Annotated in this window: 23 protein-coding genes and 2 pseudogenes; 20 read left to right on the forward strand and 5 right to left on the reverse strand. The window is 62.9% G+C overall.

Going from position 1 to position 23,683, the window contains the following annotated elements; genetic code table 11:
* The 9 genes and pseudogenes from QMK31_RS13990 to QMK31_RS14030 form a co-directional block, all read left to right on the forward strand.
* A pseudogene (locus QMK31_RS13990) lies at window positions 1-253 on the forward strand (hypothetical protein); the annotation flags it as partial.
* Between the two features lie 32 nt (window positions 254-285).
* Complete coding sequence (locus QMK31_RS13995) at window positions 286-789, forward strand: LLM class oxidoreductase (RefSeq protein WP_283501567.1); 504 nt, start codon at window positions 286-288, stop codon at window positions 787-789.
* Window positions 786-1,448, forward strand: a complete 663-nt coding sequence (locus tag QMK31_RS14000) for an HAD family hydrolase (protein ID WP_283501568.1) — start codon at window positions 786-788, stop codon at window positions 1,446-1,448. The genes QMK31_RS13995 and QMK31_RS14000 overlap by 4 nt, the downstream gene beginning before the upstream one ends.
* 311 nt (window positions 1,449-1,759) lie before the next feature.
* The gene (locus QMK31_RS14005) at window positions 1,760-2,866 is read left to right on the forward strand and encodes a thermonuclease family protein (RefSeq protein WP_283501569.1); all 1,107 of its coding nucleotides are present in this window, start codon (window positions 1,760-1,762) and stop codon (window positions 2,864-2,866) included.
* 369 nt (window positions 2,867-3,235) lie between these two features.
* A complete protein-coding gene (locus QMK31_RS14010; RefSeq protein ID WP_283501570.1) occupies window positions 3,236-3,556 on the forward strand; it encodes a hypothetical protein in 321 nt (106 codons plus the stop codon).
* A 170-nt stretch (window positions 3,557-3,726) separates the two neighbouring features.
* Window positions 3,727-4,521 (forward strand): nuclease-related domain-containing protein, encoded by a 795-nt coding sequence (locus QMK31_RS14015; protein WP_283501571.1) that lies wholly within the window; start codon window positions 3,727-3,729, stop codon window positions 4,519-4,521.
* Window positions 4,522-4,605: 84 nt separating this feature from the next.
* Window positions 4,606-5,004 (forward strand): (deoxy)nucleoside triphosphate pyrophosphohydrolase, encoded by a 399-nt coding sequence (locus QMK31_RS14020; RefSeq protein WP_283501572.1) that lies wholly within the window; start codon window positions 4,606-4,608, stop codon window positions 5,002-5,004.
* Window positions 5,001-7,910, forward strand: a complete 2,910-nt coding sequence (locus QMK31_RS14025) for a DEAD/DEAH box helicase (RefSeq protein ID WP_283501573.1) — start codon at window positions 5,001-5,003, stop codon at window positions 7,908-7,910. The genes QMK31_RS14020 and QMK31_RS14025 overlap by 4 nt, the downstream gene beginning before the upstream one ends.
* Window positions 7,911-8,064: 154 nt before the next feature.
* Window positions 8,065-9,291, forward strand: coding sequence for an exonuclease domain-containing protein (locus QMK31_RS14030; RefSeq protein ID WP_283501574.1), 1,227 nt, complete (start codon window positions 8,065-8,067; stop codon window positions 9,289-9,291).
* A 78-nt stretch (window positions 9,292-9,369) separates the two neighbouring features.
* On the opposite strand, the gene QMK31_RS14035 is transcribed toward QMK31_RS14030, so the two are convergent.
* Entirely contained in the window at window positions 9,370-9,744 is a 375-nt protein-coding gene (locus tag QMK31_RS14035; RefSeq protein WP_283501575.1) for a YccF domain-containing protein, read from the reverse strand.
* Between the two features lie 63 nt (window positions 9,745-9,807).
* Here QMK31_RS14035 and QMK31_RS14040 point away from each other — a divergent pair.
* The 5 genes and pseudogenes from QMK31_RS14040 to QMK31_RS14060 all read left to right on the forward strand — a co-directional run.
* Window positions 9,808-9,948 (forward strand): annotated as a pseudogene (locus tag QMK31_RS14040) (DUF2256 domain-containing protein); the annotation flags it as partial.
* Window positions 9,931-10,218, forward strand: a complete 288-nt coding sequence (locus tag QMK31_RS14045) for a DUF3253 domain-containing protein (RefSeq protein WP_283501807.1) — start codon at window positions 9,931-9,933, stop codon at window positions 10,216-10,218. The pseudogene QMK31_RS14040 and the gene QMK31_RS14045, both read left to right, overlap by 18 nt.
* A gap of 53 nt (window positions 10,219-10,271) precedes the next feature.
* Window positions 10,272-10,538, forward strand: a complete 267-nt coding sequence (locus QMK31_RS14050) for a type II toxin-antitoxin system Phd/YefM family antitoxin (protein ID WP_283501576.1) — start codon at window positions 10,272-10,274, stop codon at window positions 10,536-10,538.
* Entirely contained in the window at window positions 10,525-10,908 is a 384-nt protein-coding gene (locus QMK31_RS14055; RefSeq protein ID WP_283501577.1) for a type II toxin-antitoxin system VapC family toxin, read from the forward strand. Before QMK31_RS14050 ends, QMK31_RS14055 begins: the two co-directional genes overlap by 14 nt.
* A 35-nt stretch (window positions 10,909-10,943) precedes the next feature.
* A complete protein-coding gene (locus QMK31_RS14060) occupies window positions 10,944-11,534 on the forward strand; it encodes a dihydrofolate reductase family protein (RefSeq protein WP_283501578.1) in 591 nt (196 codons plus the stop codon).
* Window positions 11,535-11,549: 15 nt separating this feature from the next.
* On the opposite strand, the gene QMK31_RS14065 is transcribed toward QMK31_RS14060, so the two are convergent.
* Together QMK31_RS14065 and QMK31_RS14070 are read right to left on the reverse strand one after the other, a co-directional pair.
* Window positions 11,550-11,864 carry a type II toxin-antitoxin system PemK/MazF family toxin gene (locus QMK31_RS14065; protein WP_283501579.1) on the reverse strand — a complete coding sequence of 105 codons (315 nt, stop codon included), beginning with the start codon at window positions 11,862-11,864 and terminating at the stop codon, window positions 11,550-11,552.
* Window positions 11,854-12,084: a hypothetical protein gene (locus tag QMK31_RS14070; RefSeq protein WP_283501580.1), complete on the reverse strand. Its 231-nt coding sequence runs from the start codon at window positions 12,082-12,084 to the stop codon at window positions 11,854-11,856. The genes QMK31_RS14065 and QMK31_RS14070 overlap by 11 nt, the downstream gene beginning before the upstream one ends.
* Window positions 12,085-12,171: 87 nt before the next feature.
* Between QMK31_RS14070 and QMK31_RS14075 the strand changes: the two genes are divergently transcribed.
* The 3 genes from QMK31_RS14075 (at window position 12,172) to QMK31_RS14085 (ending at window position 14,990) form a co-directional block, all read left to right on the forward strand.
* Window positions 12,172-12,600, forward strand: coding sequence for a hypothetical protein (locus tag QMK31_RS14075; protein WP_283501581.1), 429 nt, complete (start codon window positions 12,172-12,174; stop codon window positions 12,598-12,600).
* Between the two features lie 136 nt (window positions 12,601-12,736).
* Window positions 12,737-13,279, forward strand: coding sequence for a PadR family transcriptional regulator (locus tag QMK31_RS14080; protein ID WP_283501582.1), 543 nt, complete (start codon window positions 12,737-12,739; stop codon window positions 13,277-13,279).
* 55 nt (window positions 13,280-13,334) lie between these two features.
* The gene (locus tag QMK31_RS14085; RefSeq protein ID WP_283501583.1) at window positions 13,335-14,990 is read left to right on the forward strand and encodes an ABC1 kinase family protein; all 1,656 of its coding nucleotides are present in this window, start codon (window positions 13,335-13,337) and stop codon (window positions 14,988-14,990) included.
* A gap of 116 nt (window positions 14,991-15,106) precedes the next feature.
* On the opposite strand, the gene QMK31_RS14090 is transcribed toward QMK31_RS14085, so the two are convergent.
* Complete coding sequence (locus QMK31_RS14090) at window positions 15,107-16,378, reverse strand: GmrSD restriction endonuclease domain-containing protein (protein ID WP_283501584.1); 1,272 nt, start codon at window positions 16,376-16,378, stop codon at window positions 15,107-15,109.
* A 534-nt stretch (window positions 16,379-16,912) separates the two neighbouring features.
* Here QMK31_RS14090 and QMK31_RS14095 point away from each other — a divergent pair.
* From QMK31_RS14095 to QMK31_RS14105, 3 genes are all read left to right on the forward strand, one after another.
* Window positions 16,913-17,794, forward strand: a complete 882-nt coding sequence (locus QMK31_RS14095) for an aggregation-promoting factor C-terminal-like domain-containing protein (RefSeq protein ID WP_283501585.1) — start codon at window positions 16,913-16,915, stop codon at window positions 17,792-17,794.
* A 220-nt stretch (window positions 17,795-18,014) separates the two neighbouring features.
* The gene (locus QMK31_RS14100) at window positions 18,015-22,856 is read left to right on the forward strand and encodes an NAD-glutamate dehydrogenase (protein WP_283501586.1); all 4,842 of its coding nucleotides are present in this window, start codon (window positions 18,015-18,017) and stop codon (window positions 22,854-22,856) included.
* 166 nt (window positions 22,857-23,022) lie between these two features.
* A complete protein-coding gene (locus QMK31_RS14105; RefSeq protein WP_283501587.1) occupies window positions 23,023-23,307 on the forward strand; it encodes a peroxiredoxin in 285 nt (94 codons plus the stop codon).
* On the opposite strand, the gene QMK31_RS14110 is transcribed toward QMK31_RS14105, so the two are convergent.
* On the reverse strand, window positions 23,304-23,627 hold the full coding sequence (locus tag QMK31_RS14110; RefSeq protein WP_283501588.1) for a hypothetical protein: 324 nt from the start codon (window positions 23,625-23,627) through the stop codon (window positions 23,304-23,306). The two genes, QMK31_RS14105 and QMK31_RS14110, sit on opposite strands and share 4 nt — an antisense overlap.
* Between the last annotated feature and the right edge of the window lie 56 nt (window positions 23,628-23,683).

A 23,683-nucleotide genomic window follows, 5' to 3' on the forward strand; every position in this document is an offset into this window, starting at 1 on the left:
CAACCTGAAGCACTTCAGCGACTGGAAAGCCATCGCCACCCCCGACGGCACCCTGCACTGGACCAGCCCCGCCGGCAAACACTACGCCACCGACCCCGCCACCCGCATGAGGCCCCCGCCTACAACACACCGACCCACCACCAGCCCAGAGCCGCCGGCCGCACCACCACCCGTGCCTAACCCGTGGGCCTCCGACTGGACCTCCGTCTGGCCCATCGATAACGCTGAGAACCCTGACCCCCAACCGTTCTAGGGGCCTTCTCGGCCGAGAGCAGAATCCTACTAATGAACAACGCCGGAAACACCGTTAGCGGGACACTCCCGCTGAGTACCGCGCTGTTTGCGCATTATGTCGACGAGCACCCCGGTGTGCCACGGTCTTGCCGCAGATTGCTGCCGAAGCGCGAGCTGGTCGACGGCTACCGTGCCGCCGGTGGCACCGGGCTGCTCTACTGCGAAGCTCCCCTCGCGTGGGCGCCCACCGAAGAGGCAGCCGTGAAGGCCGCCCACACAACGAATGCGTGGTCGGTCACCGGCTGGAAGGTGATGGCTGAATTGCCAAACCTGGTGAATTTCGAGGCCGCGGCGGCCAGCGTGCGGGAGGACGACATCCGTTCGCCGTACGCCTGTGGCCCCGACGTGGAGCGGCACCTTGAGGTGATCGGTCAGTTCACGGATGCGGGTTTCGACCACGTTGCCCTCATGAATGCCGGCCCAGACCAGGACGGCTTCTTCGACTTCTTCGAGCGCACGCTTCGGTCCCGGCTGTTGTCGGCGGGCAGCCGATGACAGGCCGACGAGCGGTGTTGTTCGACATCGACGGCACCCTGGTCGACTCGAACTATCTACGCGTCGATGCGTGGCACCGGGCGGTCCAAACGATGGGCGTCGACGTTGAAGCGAGGCGCATCCACCGCTCCATCGGTCAGGATTCCGGCCAAATGCTCGACTCGCTCGTCGGTGACCGTGACGCTCACTGGGTGACCGAGGCGAAGCGACTGCATGCCCACAATTATTCATCGCTCGCCCCGCGACTGCGCGCGTTCCCGCACATCCACGAGCTGCTGAGCGTGCTCGCTGAACAGGGCCACATCGTCGTGCTCGCAACTTCGGCGCCGGAGGACGAACTGCGCATGCTGCTCGAGGTACTCGACTCAGCCGATGCCATTCATGCCACCACGAATTCTGACGACGTAGACGTGGCCAAACCTGACCACGACATCGTGCGGGTAGCGCTCGAACGCGCCGGGGTAGAGCCGACCGAGGCGATCTTCATCGGCGATTCGGTCTGGGACATGATGGCGGCTTCCCGCGCTGGAGTGCAGCCGTTCGGAATGCCCTTAGGAGGCATTGCAGCCGAAATGCTCGTCGAAGCGGGCGCCGGTGCAGTTTTTGAGAATCCCGCGGACCTTCTGGCCCGGCTCGCAGACCTCGGGCTCAGCGACTGAAACCAAATGAGCCATGTGCTGCAACCGGCGGCACTGCCTCAAGTTGCCTAAATGTAAGGCATGAATAACATCGTTACCTTGAGCAGATTGAAGCCGCAATCCGCCGAGCGCATGTTCCTTCGAATCGTCGAACCCAGGGCGGATGTTGACAGCTTTTTCAGGGCGCCCCGCCACGACGATGCAGGCTCCCGACAAGAAAGAAGAGTTTGCATCGTGCCACTGACAACACAAATCCGGGCATAATCAGCATCACTGCAGGGTTCGATACCCGCACGGCGATCGTTCTTGCCTGCAGGCGTATCGGGAGAACAATGTCATATGTATCGTCGAGCTTGAAAAACCGCGGCTGGTTGACTATCACGGCTTCCGTTGCGGCTGCAGCATTGTTGGTCATCGCGGGAATCACGTTTACCGCTGCGCCGGCCAATGCCGCCAAAGACGATCGCGCCGTCGTAATGCGCGTAATCGACGGCGATACCCTGGTGCTGAAAGCAGACTCAAAAGAGACACGGGTGCGCCTTCTGAACATTGACACCCCCGAAACAAAAGACCCGAACGAGCCGGTGGAATGTGGTGGCCCGGAAGCCTCGGCCTTTCTCACCGCGCTACTTCCCGTAGGGGCCAAGGTGACGCTGAAATATGACCGCGAGCGCCTCGACCGCTACGGACGCACGCTGGCCGCCGTCTATACCGCCAACGACAGGTTCGTCAGTGAGGAAATCGCTCGACAAGGCTACGGAATGGCGGTCACCTTTGGTGCTAATGACAAGAATTTTAAGACCGTGCAAGCCGCTCAAAAAGTCGCCCAAACCGAGTTTCGAGGGCTCTATTCAAAGACCACCGACTGCACCATCCGCACCCAGGTCAAGGCCTTGAAGGCGGAGACGAACCAGCTTGCTGCGGTCAACAGTTCGGCCGCTCCGTCGAGTGAGGTGACAGCACTGGTCGCGCGCTCCGCCGCGCTCATAGCCGGCGTCGCTACGATTCAGCGCATGGCTGATCTGGATCAGCCCTCCATCGCGATGGCCATCCTGCTGGCGACACCGAAGATGGGCTACGCCAAGGGCCTGACGAACATGGACACGAAGGCACGGTTGGTGCACAAGAAACTGGCGGCCGCCGAGACGGCTGCGCTATCGCGAGAGGCCGCTGCGGCCGCCGCTGCCGCTGCACAGGCCGCCGCAGATGTTGAGGCCGCTCAGGCAGCTGCAGCAGCAGCACAGGCAACCGCTGCTGCGCAAGCGGCCGCCGACGCCGCCGACGCCGCCGCGCGGGCTGCTGAGCAACAGCAGGTCGCTCCCAACGTTGCGCCCTCGGCTCCCAGCGTCGATACCTACACCGGATGCCGCGCCTACGGCAGCAACGGAACATCCGTCGATAACCAGGGTCGCCGATATACCAAGATCCCCTGCCCCTAATCGACAAGTCGATTCGCCGTAAACCCGACATCGACTACCTCGTGGTCGGCCCCGCGTCGTCTTCACCATTAACTCCAGACACCATGGCGGCAAGTAGATCTGGTTCGCCGAACGGTGCTTCCTGGTCAACGGCCAAAGGTACCCCTACCTTCGAAACTCCAAATTCGGGGCCACATCAAGATCCTTCAAGAGCGGATGCCTCTGCTCCTGTCCGCGCAGGTCGTTGAGGACTCGGCCGACCTGCTGGCACGAGCCTCAATCTCGAAGCCTGACCGCGGCGCCAGCTCGATCTTCGTCGCGGCGTCTACTAGCGTGGTCAGACACGCTCGGGGCGATTGATCTCTCTCCGTGACGAACGCGGAGGTCTCGATGTCCACCCAGCAGACAACCCGCACCGCGAGGTCGCTCAGTTCCATCGCGCTCGGCATCGGCGTGGCCGCCGTTGTCGTGTTTGTGCTCGGATCGATCCTGCTGGCGCTGCTGCCCGGCAATCTTGTGGTGATCGGCGTCGTGACGGTGCTCTGCTATCTTCTGCCGATTGTCGGCATCGTCGTTGGCCACAACGCGTGCCGCCGCGAGGGCGCGCAGAAGTCCGCGAAGTTCGGGCTGATCCTGTCGTACATCGCCTTCGGTCTCGTCGTGATCCCGCTGCTGTTCGACATCGTCGTGCGGCTCACGCAGCTCGCCTGATCGACCGACTCTCGCGAGCGGATGCCGCTGCTCGGGTTTCCGCGCGCCCGTCGCGCTGATTGTGAAGCGCGTCGACAAATTGCACAACGCCGACCTCGTGCTCCAGGCCGGGATCTCCCGCTAGATTGGCACTAATCATCGGGGGATGCATGACAACACAGCTACCGGGCATGCGTGACCAGATCGCCGCCCAATCGGTCATTGAAGAGTTGCTCCGCCAGCAACAGTCGATGCCACCGCGCACGCGCTTCGCTCGGTTCTGGGGAATCAACCCGCTGGCCGCCGACAGCGTCGCCTGGTACCGCGGCGCCCAGGGCGAGATCGAGGTCGGCAGAATTCTCAGCCGGCTCCCGCCCGAGTGGCGAGCCTTCCATGCACTCCCCATCGGTAAAGCAGGCGCGGACATCGACCACCTCGTACTCGGCCCCGGCGGAATCTTCACCATCAACACCAAACACCATCGCGGCAAGAAGATATGGGTCGCCGAACGGGTGTTCATGATCAACGGCCAAAAACAGCCCTACCTTCGAAACTCCACATTCGAGGCCACACGCGTCACGAAAATACTTCACGAGCGAATGCCGCAACTCCCGCCCGCGCAGGCCGTGATCGCGCTGGTCAGCCCCGCGTCGATCATGGTCAGGAAGAAGCCCGATGGCGTCAGCGTTCTGGATGCGATCAATTTGCGCCGGTGGCTTCTGAAGCGGCCACTGGAGCTCGACGAAGTCCAACTGGTAGAGCTCGCTGCCTTAGTAAATGCCCCCGCGACTTGGCCTGCACCCGCGTCGCCACCGAGTCCGAACCTGTCGGCACAATTCGCTGTGATCGACAGCGAAGTGAAAACCGCGCGGGTCCGGCGCGTGACGTGGACCCTGCTCAGCTTCGCGACGGTGGCCACGCTTGCCGTCTTCGTCGGTTTGCCCCTCTACAACCGGTTGGTCCTAGGGCTCATTGGCGTACCGTGACGACTACGGGTGGCGTCGGGCGCCCTGGAATCGCGCTGGCTAAGCTGACGTTACGGATTGACAGCTAGGCATCGGAGTTCACCAGTGAAAAAGAGAATTAATGTTGTCGGCGCCGTGCTGACGCGCGGACAGACAATTCTCGCAGCACGTCGTAGTTCGAAAATGTCGCTGCCGGATATGTGGGAGTTTCCCGGGGGAAAGATTGAGGCGAACGAAACGCCTGAGCAGGCTTTGCTCCGCGAACTCGACGAAGAGTTGCTCTGCTCGGCGGAGATCGGCGCGCTCGTCGAAACCACTGAGCATGAGTACGACTTTGGGATCGTTGTCCTAACGACCTACTACTGCTCTCTCATTGGCGAAGAGCCCCGGCTGACGGAACATTCAGAAATTCGGTGGGTTAAGGTCGCAGAGCTGGACCAGCTCGATTGGGCACCTGCTGATATTCCTGCCGTCGTGCGGGTAATGAAAGACTTTCGCGAGTGAGCGCGACCAGCCGTCAACTTACGTTCGATAACAACTTTGGATTCTTAAACTCCCAGGTCAAAGCTGACCAGATCTACAACCCGACGCTTGTGTCGAATTCCGACGGTAACACCATGCTTCGAACGATTCGTGAGGAACTTAAGCGCTCGCGTCGTTTCGTCTTCTCGGTCGCCTTTGTCTCGCCGAGCGCGATAGCCCTGCTCAAGCAGGCGATGATCGACTTTCGAGGTTCGGGTACGATCATCACCTCCACCTACTTGGGTTTCAACTCGCCTGCAGCCTTTCGCGAACTCCTCAATCTCGAGGGCATCAACGTTTTAGTGCATCCAGATTCCTCTGCTGGCTTTCATGCCAAGGGCTACATCTTTGAGCAGGAGTCGAGCACTACGGCGATCGTAGGCAGTTCAAACCTGACGGATCGCGCGCTCCTGAACAACCACGAGTGGAATCTACGCTTTTCCGCCCTCCCGGACGGGGACATAGTCCAGCAGCTCAATCGAGCCGCGCAGGCTCACATCGATGCGTCCATTCCCCTCACTGAACACTGGATTGACGACTATGAGCTGACGTGGACGGCGCCCATACGCGAGTCTTCACCCGGAATCGGCCTGATTGAGCCGGAAACTGGTTTGCCCCTCGATGGCGTGATTCAGCCCAACGCCATGCAGATCGAGGCGCTTGCTGAGATTGCGGCGCTGCGCGAGACCGGGGAAAAACGCGCGGTCGTCATTTCTGCAACCGGAACTGGAAAGACGATTCTCTCGGCGCTCGACGTGCGCGCTTACGCACCGAAACGGATGCTTTTCATAGTGCATCGAGAGCAGATCTTGGACCGCGCGATACACGAATTCAAGCGCGTACTTGAGGCCCCGGACGGCAATTTCGGCAAGTTTGTGGGAGCAAAGAGAGAGCTCGATCGTCGCTACGTGTTCGCCTCGATTCAGTCACTTTCGAGGCCCGAGAATCTTGCGGCGATTGAGCCAGATGCGTTTGACTACGTTCTGATCGACGAAGTCCACCGAGCGGGCGCCGCGAGCTACAGAAGCGTAATTGACCATCTCAAGCCGGCCTTTCTGCTCGGAATGACAGCGACTCCCGAACGAAGCGACGATTTCAACGTCTTTGAGCTCTTTGATTTTAATGTGCCTTACGAAATTCGATTGCAGAAGGCGCTTGAAGCTGACATGCTGGCTCCGTTTCACTACTACGGAGTGACCGACTACGTCAAAGATGGTGAGGTCATTGACCAACTCGCCGAACTTGGTCGGCTCGTCGCCGCTGAGCGGGTCGACCACCTCCTGTCCTCGATCGAAAAGTACGGACACGCGGGTGCACCGGTACGAGGGCTAATCTTCTGCAGCAGAAACGATGAGGCGGCTGAGCTTTCTGCACTTCTCAATCAGCGCAAAGTCCACGGCCGACAGCTGCGAACCCGCGCGTTAAGTGGTTCCGACCCTGTCGATGAGCGCGAACTAGCAGTGCAAATGCTGGAGCGTGGCGAGCTCGACTACATAGCTACCGTCGACATTTTCAACGAAGGTATCGATATCCCGTCGGTCAATCAAGTCGTAATGCTCAGGCAAACACTCTCGAGCATTGTATTCACCCAGCAGCTCGGTCGGGGACTCCGCAAGTCAGCGGGCAAGGACCACTTGGTGGTGATTGACTTCATTGGCAACTACGACAACAATTATCTAATCCCTATCGCGCTCTTTGGCGACAGCAGCCTAAACAAGGATTCGATCCGCAAAAAGATCATCGACGCGCAAGAGGCCGGCGCCATAGCCGGACTATCCAGCGTCAACTTTGATGCGATTGCGCGAGAGCGAATTTTCGCGTCACTTGCGCGTACGACTCTCGACAGTATGACGAATCTCAAGAAGTCCTTCCTTGAACTGCAGAACCGCCTAGGCAGAGCCCCCCTACTAATTGACTTCGCGCGCTTCGACTTGGTTGATCCGACCGTCATCGCGATTAAGCAAAATAACTATTGGCGTTTCCTCAACAAAGTCGGTGCACGCGAAGCAATAGCCGACGAATATGAAGATGCCGTTCTCACGTTTCTGTCTGGAGAGCTACTCAACGGCAAGCGGCCCCATGAACTCCTACTCATCAAAGATCTTCTGTCGAACGAGGGCAGCCTGGAAGCGGCGACTTTCCAACATTCCCTCGCAGGAAGTCGTCTGGCGGCTGATCCCGCGACTCTCGCTTCTGTCCTCCGCGTGCTAGACCTCAGTTTCTACACCAAAGCGGAAGCCCTAAAATTCGGCGCGGTGCCGATCCTTAGCCTGAATCACGGGCTTTACATTCTCAGCGAGCAATTCATTTCGACTTGGCGGAGGTCTTTGGTGTTCCAAGAGCACGTGAATGACGTCATAGAAACTGGTCTTTACTTAGCCCGACACCGCCACAGTTGGAGTGGAGGACTCGAAGTCGGTGAACGCTATTCACGCAAGGATGTTTGCCGCCTACTTAACTGGAAGTCGAATCAACAAAGCAACATTAACGGGTATAAAGCGGACATTTTTTCACAGACCTGCCCCATATTTGTCACCTATCAAAAAGGGGAGCATATCTCGGACACTACCAAGTATGAAGACGAGTTTGTCAACCGCTCGACTTTGAGCTGGTTCACGACAAGTAGGCGCACGCTCGCGAATGTCCAGGTGAAAGCGATTGTCGAGAATAAGATGCCCCTCCACCTTTTCGCAAAAAAAGATGATGCAGACGGGATCGACTTCTTTTACTTAGGAAAGGTGACATCACGAGATGCTCGGCAGACGAAGATGTCGGGAGGTTCTGGTCACGACATCGTGTCCATGACTTTGGGACTTGCGAATCCAATTGATTCCAGCCTTTTCGAGTACTTTGCTGCTCGCGCCTTGGGGGTTGTAGCTCGTGCTTGACCTGTGCACCCCTTAGTAATATCGGTGCCGTTCACGCCGTTCACGCCGTTCACGCAGTACCGCCACAACCGTTGACACCCCTCGTCCACGGGCCGCGCCCGCGTCTACCGTCTCGGTACAGTCAAACGACCACCCCAATCAGTTCAGGAGCACCATGCCCGGTTTCGCCGTCATCGACTTCGAGACCACCGGACTTTTCGCGGGCGGCAGCCACCGGGTCATCGAGGTGGCCGTCGTGCACGTCAGCGCCGACGGCCAGACCGAAGGCCAGTGGGAGACGCTCATTAACCCCGGGCGTGACCTTGGGCGCCAGGACATCCACCACGTGCGCGCTGCCGACGTCATGCAGGCGCCGACCTTCGCCGAGGTAGCCCCACAGCTCGTGGCGCTGCTTGACGGCCGCGTCGTCGTGGCCCACAATGCCGCCTTTGACTTGCGCTTTCTTCTGGCCGAACTTGCCCGCGCCGGTTACCCGGTTACAGAGCCCGTGATTAGCCTCTGCACCATGCAGCTAGCCCGCGACTTTCTGCCCGGCACCGGTCGCGCGCTCGCCGACTGCTGCGCCGCCTACGACATCGATCTCATCGGAGCACACCGCGCTTCCGTCGACACCTATGCCACCGCCCAGCTGCTCAGCCACTACATCACCGGCGCTGCCGACCCGATGCTGTGGGCCGACGCCCTCGACCGAGCCGCCACCTACCGCTGGCCGACTTTGCCGCCAGCGGAGCGCGCGTGGTACCCGCGGCCGCAATATGCGACCGAGCAGACGGCATCCGCTTTTCTGGAACGCATCAGCGTGCGACTGCCTGAGATTACCGGGCCGGCTGAACACCAGGACTACCTCGCCCTGCTCGATCGTTGCTTGCTCGACCGGCAGCTTTCCGCCCACGAAGCGCAGGCGCTCGTGCAGCTGGCTGAGGAGCTCGGCCTCAGCCGGCACCGGTGTGAGCTGCTGCACGGCGAGTACTTCGCCGCGCTCGCCCGCATCGCCTGGGCCGACGGCGTGCTCACCACAGATGAGATGGCCGACCTCGTCGACGTCGCCAACCTGCTCGACATCTCAGCGGATGCCCTCGATGCAGCGCTCGACTGCTCAGAGCCGGCGGTTGTGGTGGTGGCCAGTGCCCACTTTGAACTGCACCTCGGCGACCTCGTTGTGCTCACCGGTGAGATGATGCGGCCGCGCAGTGACTGGGAGTCGGAGCTGCTGGCCCGCGGCTTCGCCCCGAAGAGTGCGGTGACCAAGAAGGTCACGCTGCTCGTAGCCGCCGACCCGGACTCGCTGTCGGGCAAGGCCCGCAAGGCCCGCGACTACGGAATTCCGATCGTGGGGGAGGCCGCGCTCGCCCGACTGGCCGGTGCATTTCCGCTGCGCTGAAGTCTGGTTTTTCCACTGCTCCGGCATGATTTCATGCCGGAGCACGCGGTATCCGCTCTGTGAAGACGTGTTGACCTGTTAGGGCGTGGCGACGATTTTCTTGCCGAGGGGCATGAGCGCGACCGGGATCAGCTTGAAGTTGGCAATTCCGAAGGGGATGCCGATGATGGTCACGCAGAGAGCGATGCCGGAGAGCAGGTGTTCGAGGGCGATCCACCAGCCGGCCAGAATGACCCAGACGACATTGCCGAGCAGCGACCCGACGCCGGCGCCCGGGGCGTCGACCACGGTCTTGCCGAACGGCCAGAGTGCGTAGACACCGATGCGCGCTGCCGCGATACCCCAGGGAATAGTCACGATGAGAATGCACATGATGAGCGCGGCGAACATGTAGCCGACGAACAGCCAGAAGCCTGACAGTACCAGCCAGATGATGTTGAGAAGGGTCTTCATCGTGGATCTATTCTCGCAGGTGGCGCGTGGCACGATCGCAGGTCTCCGGGCACAATAGAGGCCATGGCCCACCGTCAACGGCACCCTGCCGACTCTGACCCTGCAACTGACCGGGCGGACAAGACCTGCGCGTCCTGTGGGCGCCGAATCGAGTGGCGGGCCAAGTGGGCTTCCCGTTGGGAGTCAGTGAAGTACTGCTCGGCAGCCTGCCGCTCTCATGGGGTCAACGCGAAAGACCTCCAGCTGGAAACGACCATCGTGTCATTGCTCGACAAACGTGCGCGGGAGTCCACGATTTGCCCGTCGGACGCAGCGCGAGCCATCGGCGGCGAGGAGTGGCGCGAGCTGATGGAACCGGCGCGCCGAGCGGCACGCCGGATGGTCGCTCGCGGCGAATTGCAGATCACCCAGGGCGGCGTTGTGGTCGATCCGTCGACCGCCAAGGGACCGATTCGGTTGCGGCGGGCGCGCTAATTGGCTCGGCGGCCGATCTGGACTTAGTCCAGTGGACTAAGTACGCTGGCTGCATGACCGAGATCGTGAACATCCACGACGCGAAGACCCAATTATCGCGACTGCTTCAGCGCGTCGAGGGTGGGGAGCGGGTCGTCATTGCCCGGGCGGGCAAGCCGATTGCCGACTTAGTGCCTCATCAAAGCGGCAGCGGGCTGCAATTTGGGGCGCTCGAGGGCCAGATCTGGGTGGCCGCAGACGCATTCTCGTGGCCGAACGACGAGATCGATGCCATGTTCTACGGAGATCCCACACCCCTGCACACTGATGATCCTTCTTGATACCAACGCGTTGCTCTGGGTGCTCGGCGATCCGAAACAGTTCGGCGCGAATTCCCTCCGTCTGTTGGCCGAAAGCGACGAAGTCTACTCGTCTCCAGTTTCGCTCTTCGAGATCTCGATCAAGACCATGCTGGGCAAGCTCTCCGTTCCGCCGGACTTCGCCGCCGCTGCTCGCGCTAATGGGATCCAAGAATTACCGTTGAACCACCGCCACGTTGAGGCTGTGGGAGTCTTCACTGAACTCGCCCGACATGACCCGTTCGACCGGCTGATTCTCGCGCAGGCATACGTGGAGGGAATGACCCTTCTCACGTCCGATCGGGTCTTGATCTCATTGGGGCGGCAATTCGTGCGCGACGCCCGGACATGATCAGTGTCAGTGTGACGAAGAGAGGAGCGATCGACATGACAGTGACCTGCGACATGATGGTCTCGGAGGACGGCTACGCGGCGGGCGTGAATCAGAGCCTGGAGCATCCGCTGGGAGAAGGCGGCGAACGACTGGCACGCTGGCGGTTCGAGCGGCCCGACGAGAATGCCGCGGAGATCGCCGCCATCGCGACGGCGGGCGCCTACATCATGGGGCGTAATATGTTCGGCCCGGGTCGTGGTGAGTGGGACGACGACTGGACGGGGTGGTGGGGTGACGACCCGCCGTATCACGCACCGGTTTTCGTGCTGACGCACTACCCGCGAGCACCGCTGGAAATGCACGGCGGCACGACGTTCACGTTCGTGACCGACGGCATCGAGTCGGCGCTGGAGCAGGCTCGCGCGGCTGCGGGGGAGCGCGAGGTGGCGATCGCGGGCGGGGCAGCCACTGCGCGGCAATATTTGTCGGCCGGACTGATCGACGAACTGCGGCTGCACGTGGCGACGGCGGTGCTCGGCGCCGGGGAGCCGCTCTTGACGGGACTCGACGAACTCAACTTGAAACAGATCGTCTCGGTGCAGCGGGAGCTGGTCACCCATGTCACGTATCGGGTGGTGCGCTGAAGAGGTCGTGTGCCCCTAGTCCAGTTGTAGGGCGAGGCGCAGGGCCTCGTCGATGAGGTTGAGTTCGTCGTGACTGACGTGTCCGGCGAGCACGCCGAGGCGTTCCGGCGCAACGGCGGATGTCTGCTCGACGAGCACCTGCGTGAGTTCGCCGCCGATCGAAATCGAGGGGCGAAAGCTTCTCGGCTGGGCGGAGCGCGAGGTAGGGGCGACCAGCACTGTCGAGAGCATCAGATCATCGGACTGCAGAATGACCGCGAAACGCACGCCGGTCTGTTCGTGGCCGCGGGTGCCGCGGGGTGCGCGCAGCCGGTGGATGTCACCACGCACGTAGGTCGTCCAGATCGCGGAGCACGGCACGGCTCTCTGTAAGGTCGGCAGCGTCAGTCAGCAGAGCGGTGGACTCGCGCCGCATGAGGTCACGCCGCTTCTGGCGTGCCGCATCGATTAGGGCCTGACGAATCGCGGCCGAGACGGTCGCGCCGTCCGCTGTCAGCTCGTCGAGTGCCTGTTGGGTGAGTTCGTCGGTGCGGAAGTTGACTATCGCCATGAAACCAGCGTAGTACGATGCGTAAGACGCCGCCAGGACTGGTTGTCATGCATCAGCGCGCTCCCGCCATTCGTGGGAGCATGACGCATGCCTAACTTCGCGAGTGAGATCGTCTATCAGACGGTGCAGCAAGACAACTGGTGGCTCAACGGTGGCGGCTGGTTCGTGCTGGCCCTGGTGAACGCTGGCCTGGCCGAGCAGAAGAACCGTTCCCGCTGGAACTGGTTCGTGCTCTCGCTCTTTCTCGGGCCCGTCGCCACGTTCCTCATTGTCGTGTGGGAGCCGGTGACCCGGCAGCCACTCGAACTGAACAATCCGTTTGAGAAGGCCGACGGCCGCTATCTCACCCTGGCCATAATGGCGCTGGTGCTCACGATTGGTGCGCTGCCCTTCGCCGTGTTTGGGCAGACCTGGTACATGTGGGTGGCCAGCGCCGTCGGCGCCGCGGCCGCGGTGACTTTTTTCCTACTGTTCCAACGCGCACGTGCCGAGCGGATGCACGCACACGGCGCCTGAGGCAAGGTCTCGTTCCTGGGTTGGCGATGTCTGGGAGCCAGCCCTGAGCATCCGTTTGAGCGTGTCGTTCGAAGGCATCGCTGGGTATCGTTGACCTATCGCTGTATATCGTTCGCAGTTCCTAGAGGAGGCAATCATGGGCAACACATTCCCAACCGGCGGGTTTAACGCTGGCAACATCGACGGCATCTGGCAGGCGATGGAGCAGTTCCGTTCGCGGTTCGAAAAGCAGACCGGCACCCGCGCCGGCCGCGGCGAGGTGCGCACGGCGGTGCTGGCGCTACTCGCCGAGCAGTCGATGCACGGCTATCAGATCATTCACGAAATTGAAGAGCGCAGCGGCGGCAGCTGGAAGCCCAGCGCCGGATCGGTCTACCCGACCCTGCAGCTGCTCGCCGACGAAGGCCTGATCAGCGCGGAAGAGAGCAACGGACGCAAGATCTACTCGCTGACCGACGAGGGTCGCGCAGCTGTCGCTGACGCCGATACCAGCGCGCCGTGGGAAACCACCGCGTCTGCGTCGGGCCACGGTCATGCAGCACTGCCAAAGGCGGGCATCGAGCTCGCTCAGGCAGCGGCCCAGGTTGGTCGCACCGGCTCGCCGGAGCAGGTCAAGCAGGCCGTCACGGTGCTCGACGACGCCCGTCGCAAGCTCTACTCGATCCTCGCCCAGGACTGACGGGGTGCCACTGGCTCGACGAGGTAGCTACGATTCGAATTCGGGCGCGGGCAACATGCGCGCCCGGTACCGCCGCATTCTGCGTTTTGCCAGCTGGTATCTCGCCATAACGTGGTGGTTCGAATTGTTCCTGCCTCGCATCGGGCTGGTGAAAATTGCCGAGCGCACAAGATCTAAGCGGATGCAACGCTTCGCAAAGGGTTTTCACGTCCTCGCGGCCGACCTCGGTGGTCTCATGATCAAGGTCGGGCAGTTCATGTCATCGCGGCTCGACGTGCTGCCGCCCGAGATCACCAAAGAACTCGAGGGGCTGCAAGACGAGGTCGCCCCGGTAGCGTTTGCGGCTATTCGCGAAGCCGTCGAGGCAGAGCTCGGCATGCCGCTTGAGCGGGCCTTCACATTTGTCGACGAGACCCCCGTGGCGGCGGCCTCGCTCGGGCAGGCGCATCGAGCGCGGTTGACCGCCCTCGATGCCTCTGACACCGGGCTCGACGGAGTCATCATCAAGGTGCAGCGACCGGGAATCGACGAGATCATCGACGTCGACCTCGCCGCCCTGCGCAAGGTGGGCGGGTGGCTTAGCCATGTTCGTCTGGTGTCCAACCGCGTCGACATGCCCGCGCTGGTCGAGGAATTCGCCCAGACCAGCCTCGAAGAGATCGACTACCTGCACGAGGCGGCCAGCTCAGAGCGCTTCGCGGAGGCCTTCCCCGACGACGACCGGGTGAGCGTGCCCAGCGTCGTCTGGGAGCGCACCACCCGCAAGGTGCTCACCCTCGAAGACGTGACGGCGATCAAGATCACCGACGTCGAGGCCCTGCGCAAAGCGGGAATAGACCCGGCCGAGGTGGCGCCCGTTTTCGCTGAGGTCATGTTCGACCAGATGTTCACGATGGGCTTCTTTCACGCTGACCCGCACCCCGGAAACATCTTCGTCACCCCCGACGCCTACAGCGAGCGTGGCTGGAAGCTGACGTTCATCGACTTCGGCATGATGGGTGAGGTCCCCACCAGCACGCGCACCGGGTTGCGCAAAATGCTGATCGCGGCCGCCTCGCGTGACGGGCGCGGGCTGGTCAACGCCATGAACGACGTCGGCGTGCTCCTGCCCTCGGCCGAGACGGCCGAACTCGAACGCGCGATGACCCAGCTGTTCGCCCGCTTCGGCGGCATGGGATTCGCCGAACTGCGCGAGGTCGACCCGCGCGAGTTCCGCGACTTCGCGGTGCAGTTCGGCGACGTCGTGCGCTCCCTGCCGTTTCAGCTGCCCGAGAACTTTCTGCTCATCATTCGAGCCATGTCGCTCACCTCCGGCGTCGCCAGTGCGCTGAACCCCGCCTTCAACCTGTGGGATTCCGTCGAGCCCTACGCGGCTCAGCTGCTGCGCGACGAGAGCGGCAATTTGGTGCAGGACATTGCCAAGCAGGCGATGGAAACGGCTGGCCTCGCTGTTCGCCTGCCGAAGCGGCTGGATGAGTTCATCACCCGCGTCGAAGACGGCTCCGTGGGCGTAGCCAGCCCGGGCCTGGAGAAGCGGGTCGCGCGCCTCGAGCGCACCACCCGACAGGCGGTATCGGCCGTGCTGTTCGGGGCCCTGCTCATCGCTGGGGTCCTTCTGCGAGCGGATGACTCGGTGCTGGGCACCGTATTAATGGTTGCGTCCGTCGCCCCCTTGCTACACGCGCTGCTGGCCGGTCGCCGCGGGTTCTGAGCGTTCGGTCGCCACGATCTGCGACGGGCAGGCGATCCGGCGGGCGGGAGGCATCCGTTTGGGGGAGGCTATGGCGCAACCGACGGCTGGATCGGCCGCACGTCGCCACCAGCCCGCTAGCTTTCGCAGCCTACGCCGTCGCCGTCCCGGTCGAGGTGGCGACCGTAGCCGGGCTCGCCTGCGTGCACCGGAGCGGCTCCCGCCGCTCGTGCCGCAGTGCAGTTATCGTAATAGGCGCTTGCCGGAGCCGGCTCAATCGGTGCAGCCGGTGCCGGTTGCACGACAACAGGAATTGGCGCGACGGCCACCGGAGCGGGGGCCACGACCACCGGCTCCGGCGCAAAAGCGGATGCCGTAGCCCGCTCGTCGGGGCACGCCGCGAGAATCCGGGTCATCGCGTCGTGCTCGGCCTGGGTGACCCACAGTCCGTATGTTGCCTTCACCGAAATCTGGCGTGCCACGTATGCGCACCTGTACGACTTTGCCGGTGGCAACCAGGTGGCCGTGTCGCCGTCACCCTTGCTGGAGTTGGTGCGCCCGTCCACTGCCAAAAGGTTGAGTGGGTCGTTGGCCAGCGACACCCGCTGAGCGTTAGTGAGTTGCTGCGCGCCGGTCTGCCACGCATTCGACAGAGCCACAACGTGGTCGATCTGTACCAGTGACGAGGTCGAGTTGCCACGCACGAAATTGATGATTTTTCCCGTATACGGGCCGACCAGGGTGCCGGTCAAAACCCGACAACGTCCCGATTTCACGGGGTCGGTGAAGTCGCGCGCCAGGATATCGTTGCGCGTATCGCATCCGTTCTGGTCGACGTCGAGCCAGGCGGCGCCGAATTGCCCGCTGCGGTCATACCCGGTCTTGGGTGCGCGTCCCTTCACCGGGAGGGTCGCGAGCAGCGCGACGGCCGTGGTGTCAGTTGCCGCAGTATCGGCAAGAACGATGCTGGCCGCTTCCGATGCCGGCATCGTGGTGGCCGGATCGGCCGGTGCTTCGTCGGTGAAGACCACCGGGGTGGGCGTGGGGCTTGGCGTCGGAGTCGGGCTCGGCGTCGGTGTCGGTGCGACGGTCACGGTCGGCTGCTCAGTTGAGCGCGCCAGCTTGGTGTCGAAGGAAGTCACGGCCAGCGAAGATCCGGCGATCATCGCCACGAGAGCCCCGGCCAGAACTATTCCGGCAATCTTGCGCGTTGGTATGACGGCCCAGGATTGGCGGCCCGTGGCCAGTACATAGATGGCGGTGAGGGTGCCGATCGTGCCGGCCATCGTGAACAGGGCGGAAAATCCGCCGGTCGACGCCGCCACGAGCAACAACACTTGTGACACTCCGAGCATGATCCAGGTGAGCGTGGACAATTTGGGTCCGCGAAGACGGGGTGGTGTGGACATGATGCTCCTTCGGCCGCATCGCCACGACCAGTCGAACTTACCGTCGGACCAGAGTTTTCGCACTCCCACCTTCGGGGCTTCTCGACTGACCTTTACAAAGGTGAACCGGCCGGGTCTGCGGCATTCGCTTGTGACGGATGACACCTTGCAGTTGGTCGTGAGGCTCTCAGGGTTCGAGCGAGAGTGCGACCGCTGGCGTCTCGCCGACCGTGATGACCCACGTCAGCGCAGAATTAGTCTGGGCCATTTTGAACCAGCTCTGCAGCACTCCAGCCGGCTGAATCTAACGGCTAATACGCACTTGATCAGGTTAGTAACTGAATTCCAAGCGGCGGCCAACCTGTCACGGGTCGCAAATTATTGCACGGCAGCGCCGGCGTGACCGAAAGTCAGCGGATTCGGAGAATATCGTGAGGATTCATTCAAAAACTCCGGGCATGCTGGCGGACTCGCCCGAGCCACCCCGAAGTGCACGGGCCAAAAACCCAGCGAACGGGCGTACCTAGCGTCCATCATTCGCGCCAGATGAAGGACATGCGCCCAAAAAACACTGAAACGCCCCGTGCCCACCTTGCCACCCGAAGCCACCGAAAGCCCCGCAAACCACGCACCCGCCGGCACGAGATTGCAGTTGCCACCGGTGCCGCACTCGTTATCGCCGGCCTCGTCGCCGGAAGCGGATTCGCCGCCCAGTCCGCCGATGCCAGGCAGGACAGCATCGCCGCCACGACGGCACTGGCCGAAACCTCGGGCCGGCAGAGCGACCAGCTCGACTTTTACGCTGCGCGCGGCGAGTCGATCACCCGCGACAACGCATACGCTGCCCTGAGCGCCGCCAACCTGGTCATCGCTGCCAGCGTCAGCAAGGTGGATTCCACGGCCCTCACCTCGGTAGCCAGCTCGCTCGCCAGCTACAACATTTTGCCGATCGACCAGGTCGAAGACCTCACGGCCGAGGCGAAAACCCAGACCGCGTCGGTTGCTGCAGCCACGGCCGAAGTTGACCGCGCTGCCGCTGAGGCGGCCGCTGCTGCCGCAGCAGCCGCTGCTGCCGCAGAAGTTGCAGCCGAAGCCGCTCGCGTGGAATCGCTCGCCGGGGGCAACAGCGTCGACGGCGCACGCGCCACGGCACGCTCGATGGCCGCCGCACAGTACGGCTGGGGCGAGGACCAGTTCAGCTGCCTCGACCGGCTCTGGCAGAAGGAATCCGGCTGGAACTATGCGGCCATGAACTCAAGCAGCGGCGCGACCGGAATTCCGCAGGCGCTGCCCGGCAGCAAGATGGCCTCGGCAGGCACCGACTGGGCCACCAACGCGACCACGCAGATCAGTTGGGGGCTCGGCTACATCAAGGCCTCCTCCTACGGAACGCCGTGCGCAGCCTGGTCGCATTCGCAGGCCGTCGGCTGGTACTGATCTCGATCGTCGTGGGCGGTTTATGCCCCGGTCACGACCGAATCGACGAGGAGCAGGCTGTTTCGTCACGGCTGGCCGCAGGTTCTGCGGCGGCCGGCCGAGGCGCAGGGCGCGGCGCTACGATGGGCAAGCGAGGGCTCGGCTGAATAAATACGGCGCGGCACACCGACGTGCCCGTCGCGGGAGCCCGCACACCTATCTCTTATGGAGGCGTTTTTCGATGTCGTCTGGTTTCACCCGAACGGATCTGTTCCCTTCAGATCCCACGCTCGAAACGTTCATAGTTGATTACTACGAGCATCTAACAGGCGAGGATGCGGCGACGTACACCCCGGAGCTTCTCGAATCGCGCGCGCGCGCGCACTGGCAGGTCGCGCAGCGTCGGGTACCGAAGACGGCCACAATCGAGATTCGTAATGAATCCGGTCGCAGCGTCGTCTATATCGTCACCGACGACATGCCATTTCTCGTGGACTCGGTCACGGCCGAACTCGTGCGCCAGCATTCGGCCATCCACCTGGTCGTGCACCCCCTGCTGATCGTGGCCCGCAGCAAAGCCACCAACGATCTGGTCGACATCAACCGCATTCCGGCCAGCGCTGGCGTTTCAAGCGGTGATACCTCGGCCATGCCCAACATTGCACACCTCATCGCGACCGGTGATGACGCCTCGCACCTCGAATCCTGGATCGCCATCGAGATCGACACGGCCAGCGAGGAAGAACAGGCCAGCCTTATCGCCGGGCTCACCGCCGTTCTCGGCGACGTGCGCGCTGCCGTCGCCGACTGGCCGCTCATGCGCACCAAGGCCATGCAGATCGCCAACGCCCTCGATTCGATCAACGGCGCCGAGCAGATCAAAGACCTCCACCAGACCCAACAGCTGCTGCACTGGCTCGACGAGGGCAACTTCACCTTTCTCGGTTACCGCGAATACAACCTCGCGACGCTCGGCGGCGAAGACGTTCTCACCCTCATTGAGGGCAGCGGCCTCGGCCTGCTGCGTTCCGCCGACGATCGGCACCAGATCCAGCACCTGACGGATGCCGGCCGGCAGAAGGCGCGCGAGCGCACTGCCCTGGTCATCACCAAGGCCAACTCCCGGTCCACCGTGCACCGCCCCGCCTACTTCGACTACATCGGCATCAAGAGCTTCGACGCTAACGGTCAGGTCAACGGGGAGCAGCGCTTCATCGGACTGTTCGCTGCGAGTGCCTACACCAGCTCGGTCACCGCCGTGCCGGTGCTGCGCGAAAAGGTCAACGCCGTCATGACCGAGGTGGGCTTTCCACTCGAGTCGCACAGCGGCAAGGATCTGCTCGGCATCATGGAAACCTACCCGCGTGACGAGCTCTTCCAGATCGAGGTGCCCGCCCTCGTCACCGCATCGCTCGCCATCCAGCGTCTGCAGGAACGTCGCCGCACCCGACTGTTCCTGCGACCCGACATCTACGGCCGTTTCATGTCGGCGCTCGTCTACCTGCCGCGTGACCGCTACAACACCGCCGTGCGGCTGCGCATTGAGAAAGAGCTGCAGGAGACGTTCAACTCGGAATCGCTCGACTTCGAAGCACGCATGACCGAATCCGCGCTGGCGCGATTGTTCTATCGCATCCGCTTGCCCAAGGAGATCTCGGCTGACACGGTCGATGCCGCCGCGCTGGAACACCGACTGGCCATGGCCGTGCGGTCCTGGCCAGAGGGCATCAGCGACGAACTGCGCGAAACGCACTCGGTCGAAGAAGCCGAGCGCTTGTCCGGCGTGTGGGCCGACGCTTTTCCCGACAGCTACCGGATCGATTACGAAATCACCGACGCCCTCGAAGACATCGGACGGTTCGAGGCGTGCGCCGCGCAGGTGGGGGCATCCGCTGACGCACATACCCGTCCGGGACTGCACGTCTACCTGCCCAAGACGGCTGGCGACCCCGCCGAAGACGCTCGAATCAAGCTGTACATGACCGAACCGAAAAGCCTCAGCCAGATTCTGCCCTTTCTGCAGAACCTGGGGATCGAGGTGCTCGATGAGGTACCGTTCGAAATCCAGACCGCCGACGGGCGCAGCTTCTACCTCTACGACTTCGGACTGCACTACCCGGCCGGAGTCGACCCGGTGTCGACCGGCACGCTGCTGGCCGATTCTTTCGGCGCAGCCATCAGCGGGGCCATCGAATCCGACAGCCTCGACCGCCTGGTCTTGCAAGACGGCTTGCCCTGGCATCGCGTGGTCATTCTGCGCAGCTACGCCAAGTACCTCCGTCAGATCGGCAACACCAACTCCTACGGCTTCGTCGCCAACGCACTGCTGGCCAACCCGGCCGTCACGGGCGGCCTCGTCGCCCTGTTCGAGGCCCGGTTCGACCCCGACCTCGCCGACGACGAGCGGATGCTCCGCGTCGCCGACGTGCGCGAACAGCTGCGGGTCGCGATGGAGCAGGTTGCCACCCTCGACGCCGACCGCGTGCTGCGCACGCTGATCACCCTGATCGAAGCGTCGCTGCGCACGAACTTTTTTCAGTACAAGCCGTACCTGAGCATCAAGCTCGACCCGTCCCAGATCGAGCAGATGCCCTCGCCCAAGCCCATGTACGAGATTTGGGTGTATTCGCCGCGGGTGGAGGGCGTGCACCTGCGCTTTGGCAAGGTTGCCCGCGGTGGGCTGCGCTGGTCGGACCGCCGCGAAGACTTTCGCACCGAGGTGCTCGGCCTGGTCAAGGCGCAAACGGTCAAGAACGCCGTCATCGTGCCGACCGGCGCCAAGGGCGGATTCTTCGCCAAGAAGCTTCCCGACCCCGGCATCGATCGTGCGGCCTGGATGGCGGAGGGCATCGACAGCTACAAAACCTTCATTCGTGGCCTGCTCGACCTCACCGACAACCTGGTCGCCGAAACCGACGGTGAGCATGTCGTGGCACCGCACCGCGTGGTGCGCCATGATGATGACGACAGCTACCTGGTCGTCGCCGCCGACAAGGGCACAGCGTCGTTCTCGGACATCGCCAACGGGCTGGCCGCCGAGTATGGTTTCTGGCTCGGCGACGCGTTCGCCTCCGGTGGCTCGGTCGGTTACGACCACAAGGAGATGGGCATCACCGCCCGGGGCGCCTGGGAGTCGGTCAAACGCCACTTCAGCGAACTCGGCGTTGACACCCAGACCGAAGATTTCACCGTTGTCGGTGTCGGCGACATGTCCGGCGATGTGTTCGGCAACGGCATGCTGCTGTCGGAGCACACGAAGCTCGTCGCGGCCTTCGATCACCGGCACATTTTTCTCGATCCCAACCCCGACCCGGCGCTCTCTTTCGCCGAACGGGCCCGACTGTTCGAACTGCCGCGCTCGTCGTGGGCGGACTATTCGACCGACCTGATCAGCGCCGGCGGCGGCGTCTTTCCGCGCCAGGCCAAGGTCGTTCCGATCTCGAACGAGGTGCGGGTCGTGCTCGGCCTGCCCGAGAGCACCACCCAGCTGAGCCCGCCCGAACTGCTGCGGGCCATTCTGCTGGCACCCACCGACCTGCTCTACAACGGCGGCATCGGCACCTACGTGAAGGCCAGCACCGAAACGGCAGCGCAGGTTGGCGACAAGGCGAACGATGGCATCCGTGTCGACGGCAGGGACCTGCGGGTCAAGGTCGTGGGGGAGGGCGGCAACCTCGGCTTCACCCAGCTCGGCCGCATCGAAGCCGCACTCGCCGGCGTGATCCTCAACACCGACGCCATCGACAATTCGGCCGGCGTTGACTGCTCAGACCATGAAGTCAACATCAAGATTTTCGTCGATCGCATGGTCGCCGCCGGCAAGCTCGACCCCGCAGAGCGGGCCGAGTTCCTCGCCGAGATGACCGATGAGGTGGGGCGTCTGGTTCTGGTGGACAACGTCGACCAGAACATTCTGCTGCTCAACGACCGGGTGCTCGTAAACAACTGGAGCCCGAGCTACGAACGCCTCATGAACTGGCTCGAAGAATCGGGAGACCTGCAGCGCGAGCTGGAGGCCCTGCCGACGACGGCCACGCTGCGGGAGCGTCTCGACCGCGGACAGGGCCTGACCAGCCCCGAGTTGAGTGTGCTAGCCGCCTACGCCAAAATCGAGCTGGCCACCGCGCTGCGCGACAGTGATCTGGCCGACGACCCCTGGTTCGGTCGCACCCTGCGCCGCTACTTTCCAACCCAGCTGTCCCAGCGTTTCGATGCAGAGCTCGACACGCATCCGCTTCGCCGGGAGATCATCGCGACCGTCGTAGCAAATGACATGATCAACCTCGGTGGCATCACCTTCGCCTTTCGCACGATGGAAGAGACCTCGGCCAGCCAGGCGACGATCGCGCGCGCCTTCGTGGCCCTTCGCGAGATCTTCGACATCGACACGATGGTTGACGAGCTCAACGCTCTGCCGTCATCGTTCCCGACCGAAAAGTGGACGGCGATTCACCTCGACATTCGCCGGCTGCTCGACCGGGCCGTGCGCTGGCAGGTCAATCACGGCGGCAACATGCCGGTCGGTGCGGTGATTGCCAAGTACCAGCCGCAGATTGCACTCATGCGCGAGCATCTCGGTGAGTACCTGCAGGGCACCGACCGGGGGCGCCTGGAAACGCAGGAGGACAAGGCCAGGGAGTGGGGCCTGCCCGACGACCTCGGTCGCCGCTGGTCGGAGCTGTTCGAGGCTTACGCGCTGCTCGACGTGGCCAAGGTCGCCGCGCGGGCCAACGTGCCGGTCACCGAGGTCGCCGCCATCTACTACACGGTCTACAACCGTTTCGGTGTCGATAACCTGCTGGAGCGCATCACGAAGCTGCCGCGCAAGGACCGCTGGCAAGCCCTCGCCCGCGCCGCCCTGCGCGACGACCTCTACTCGACCGTCGCCGACATGGCCCGCTCCGTGCTCGACGAAACGGATGCCGGCACTGCCGACGAGCGCCTCCTCGCCTGGGAAGCGCTCAACGCCGAACAACTCGGCCGGGCACGCAGCGTGTTCGAGGAGGTCAACTCCCTCGCGCAAGACGACATGGCGTCGCTTTCGGTGGCCGTGCGTCTGCTGCGATCCATCGTGCGCCGCTAACAGCGCCAGATGAGGGCGCCCCGAGTGCGGGGCGCCCTCTTCGAGTCGGTCTACGAACCATACTGTTCATAACTGCGGAGATTTCGTGGCAATAATCCGCAAGAGCACTCTGCACAGGGCCCGTGTCGAGAATCTCCGCAGTTAGGAACCGCGCTAACACGTCAGAGTGACGCTCCACGCGAACGAGCGTTGTTGCGGTGGCCTCGGCCATCCTCTGGGCGCGCTACAGACGGCCGATGAATTTCAGGTCGCGACGCCCGCAGACTGGATCCCGGGAGAGCCCGTCATTATGCCGCTGCCCGGCTCCGGTGGAACGGCTAAGGAGCGCGTGGGCGGTGCCGACGAAGATCAGCGCACCTGTCAGGACTGGTTCTTCTGCACGAAGGAACTCAGCGAAAGCGAGACTGACGCCCGGCCTAAGGTCGCGGCACTCGAACCCGTCGCTGGCTAGGGCAGCGCGGAGATGGCGAGGGCGATGGCCATCCAGAGCGGCATCGCCGCGACCATGAGCGCGAGGCCGATCCACTGCAGCCGGATGTAGGCCTGGTCTGCGTCACCGCGCTTGCGGGTGCGCACGATGTCGATCACCGACACGACCATGCCCACGAACATCAGCGGAGACACCGTCAGCAGGGCAAAGATACTGATCGCATTGTTGCGCACGTCAACGCAGACGGCGACTCCGAGCACGCTGTAGAGCAGGAAGAGTGCGGCGCTGACCCACAGCGAAATAGGAATGCGTCGCGTCGACGGCGTGACAGTTGCGTGCATGGTTGCGACCCCCCATTGGTATCTGCGATTTCTGACAGTAGCACGGGGGTGCGTTG

This window comes from Cryobacterium sp. PH31-O1 (genome assembly GCF_030063455.1).
GTDB lineage: Bacteria > Actinomycetota > Actinomycetes > Actinomycetales > Microbacteriaceae > Cryobacterium.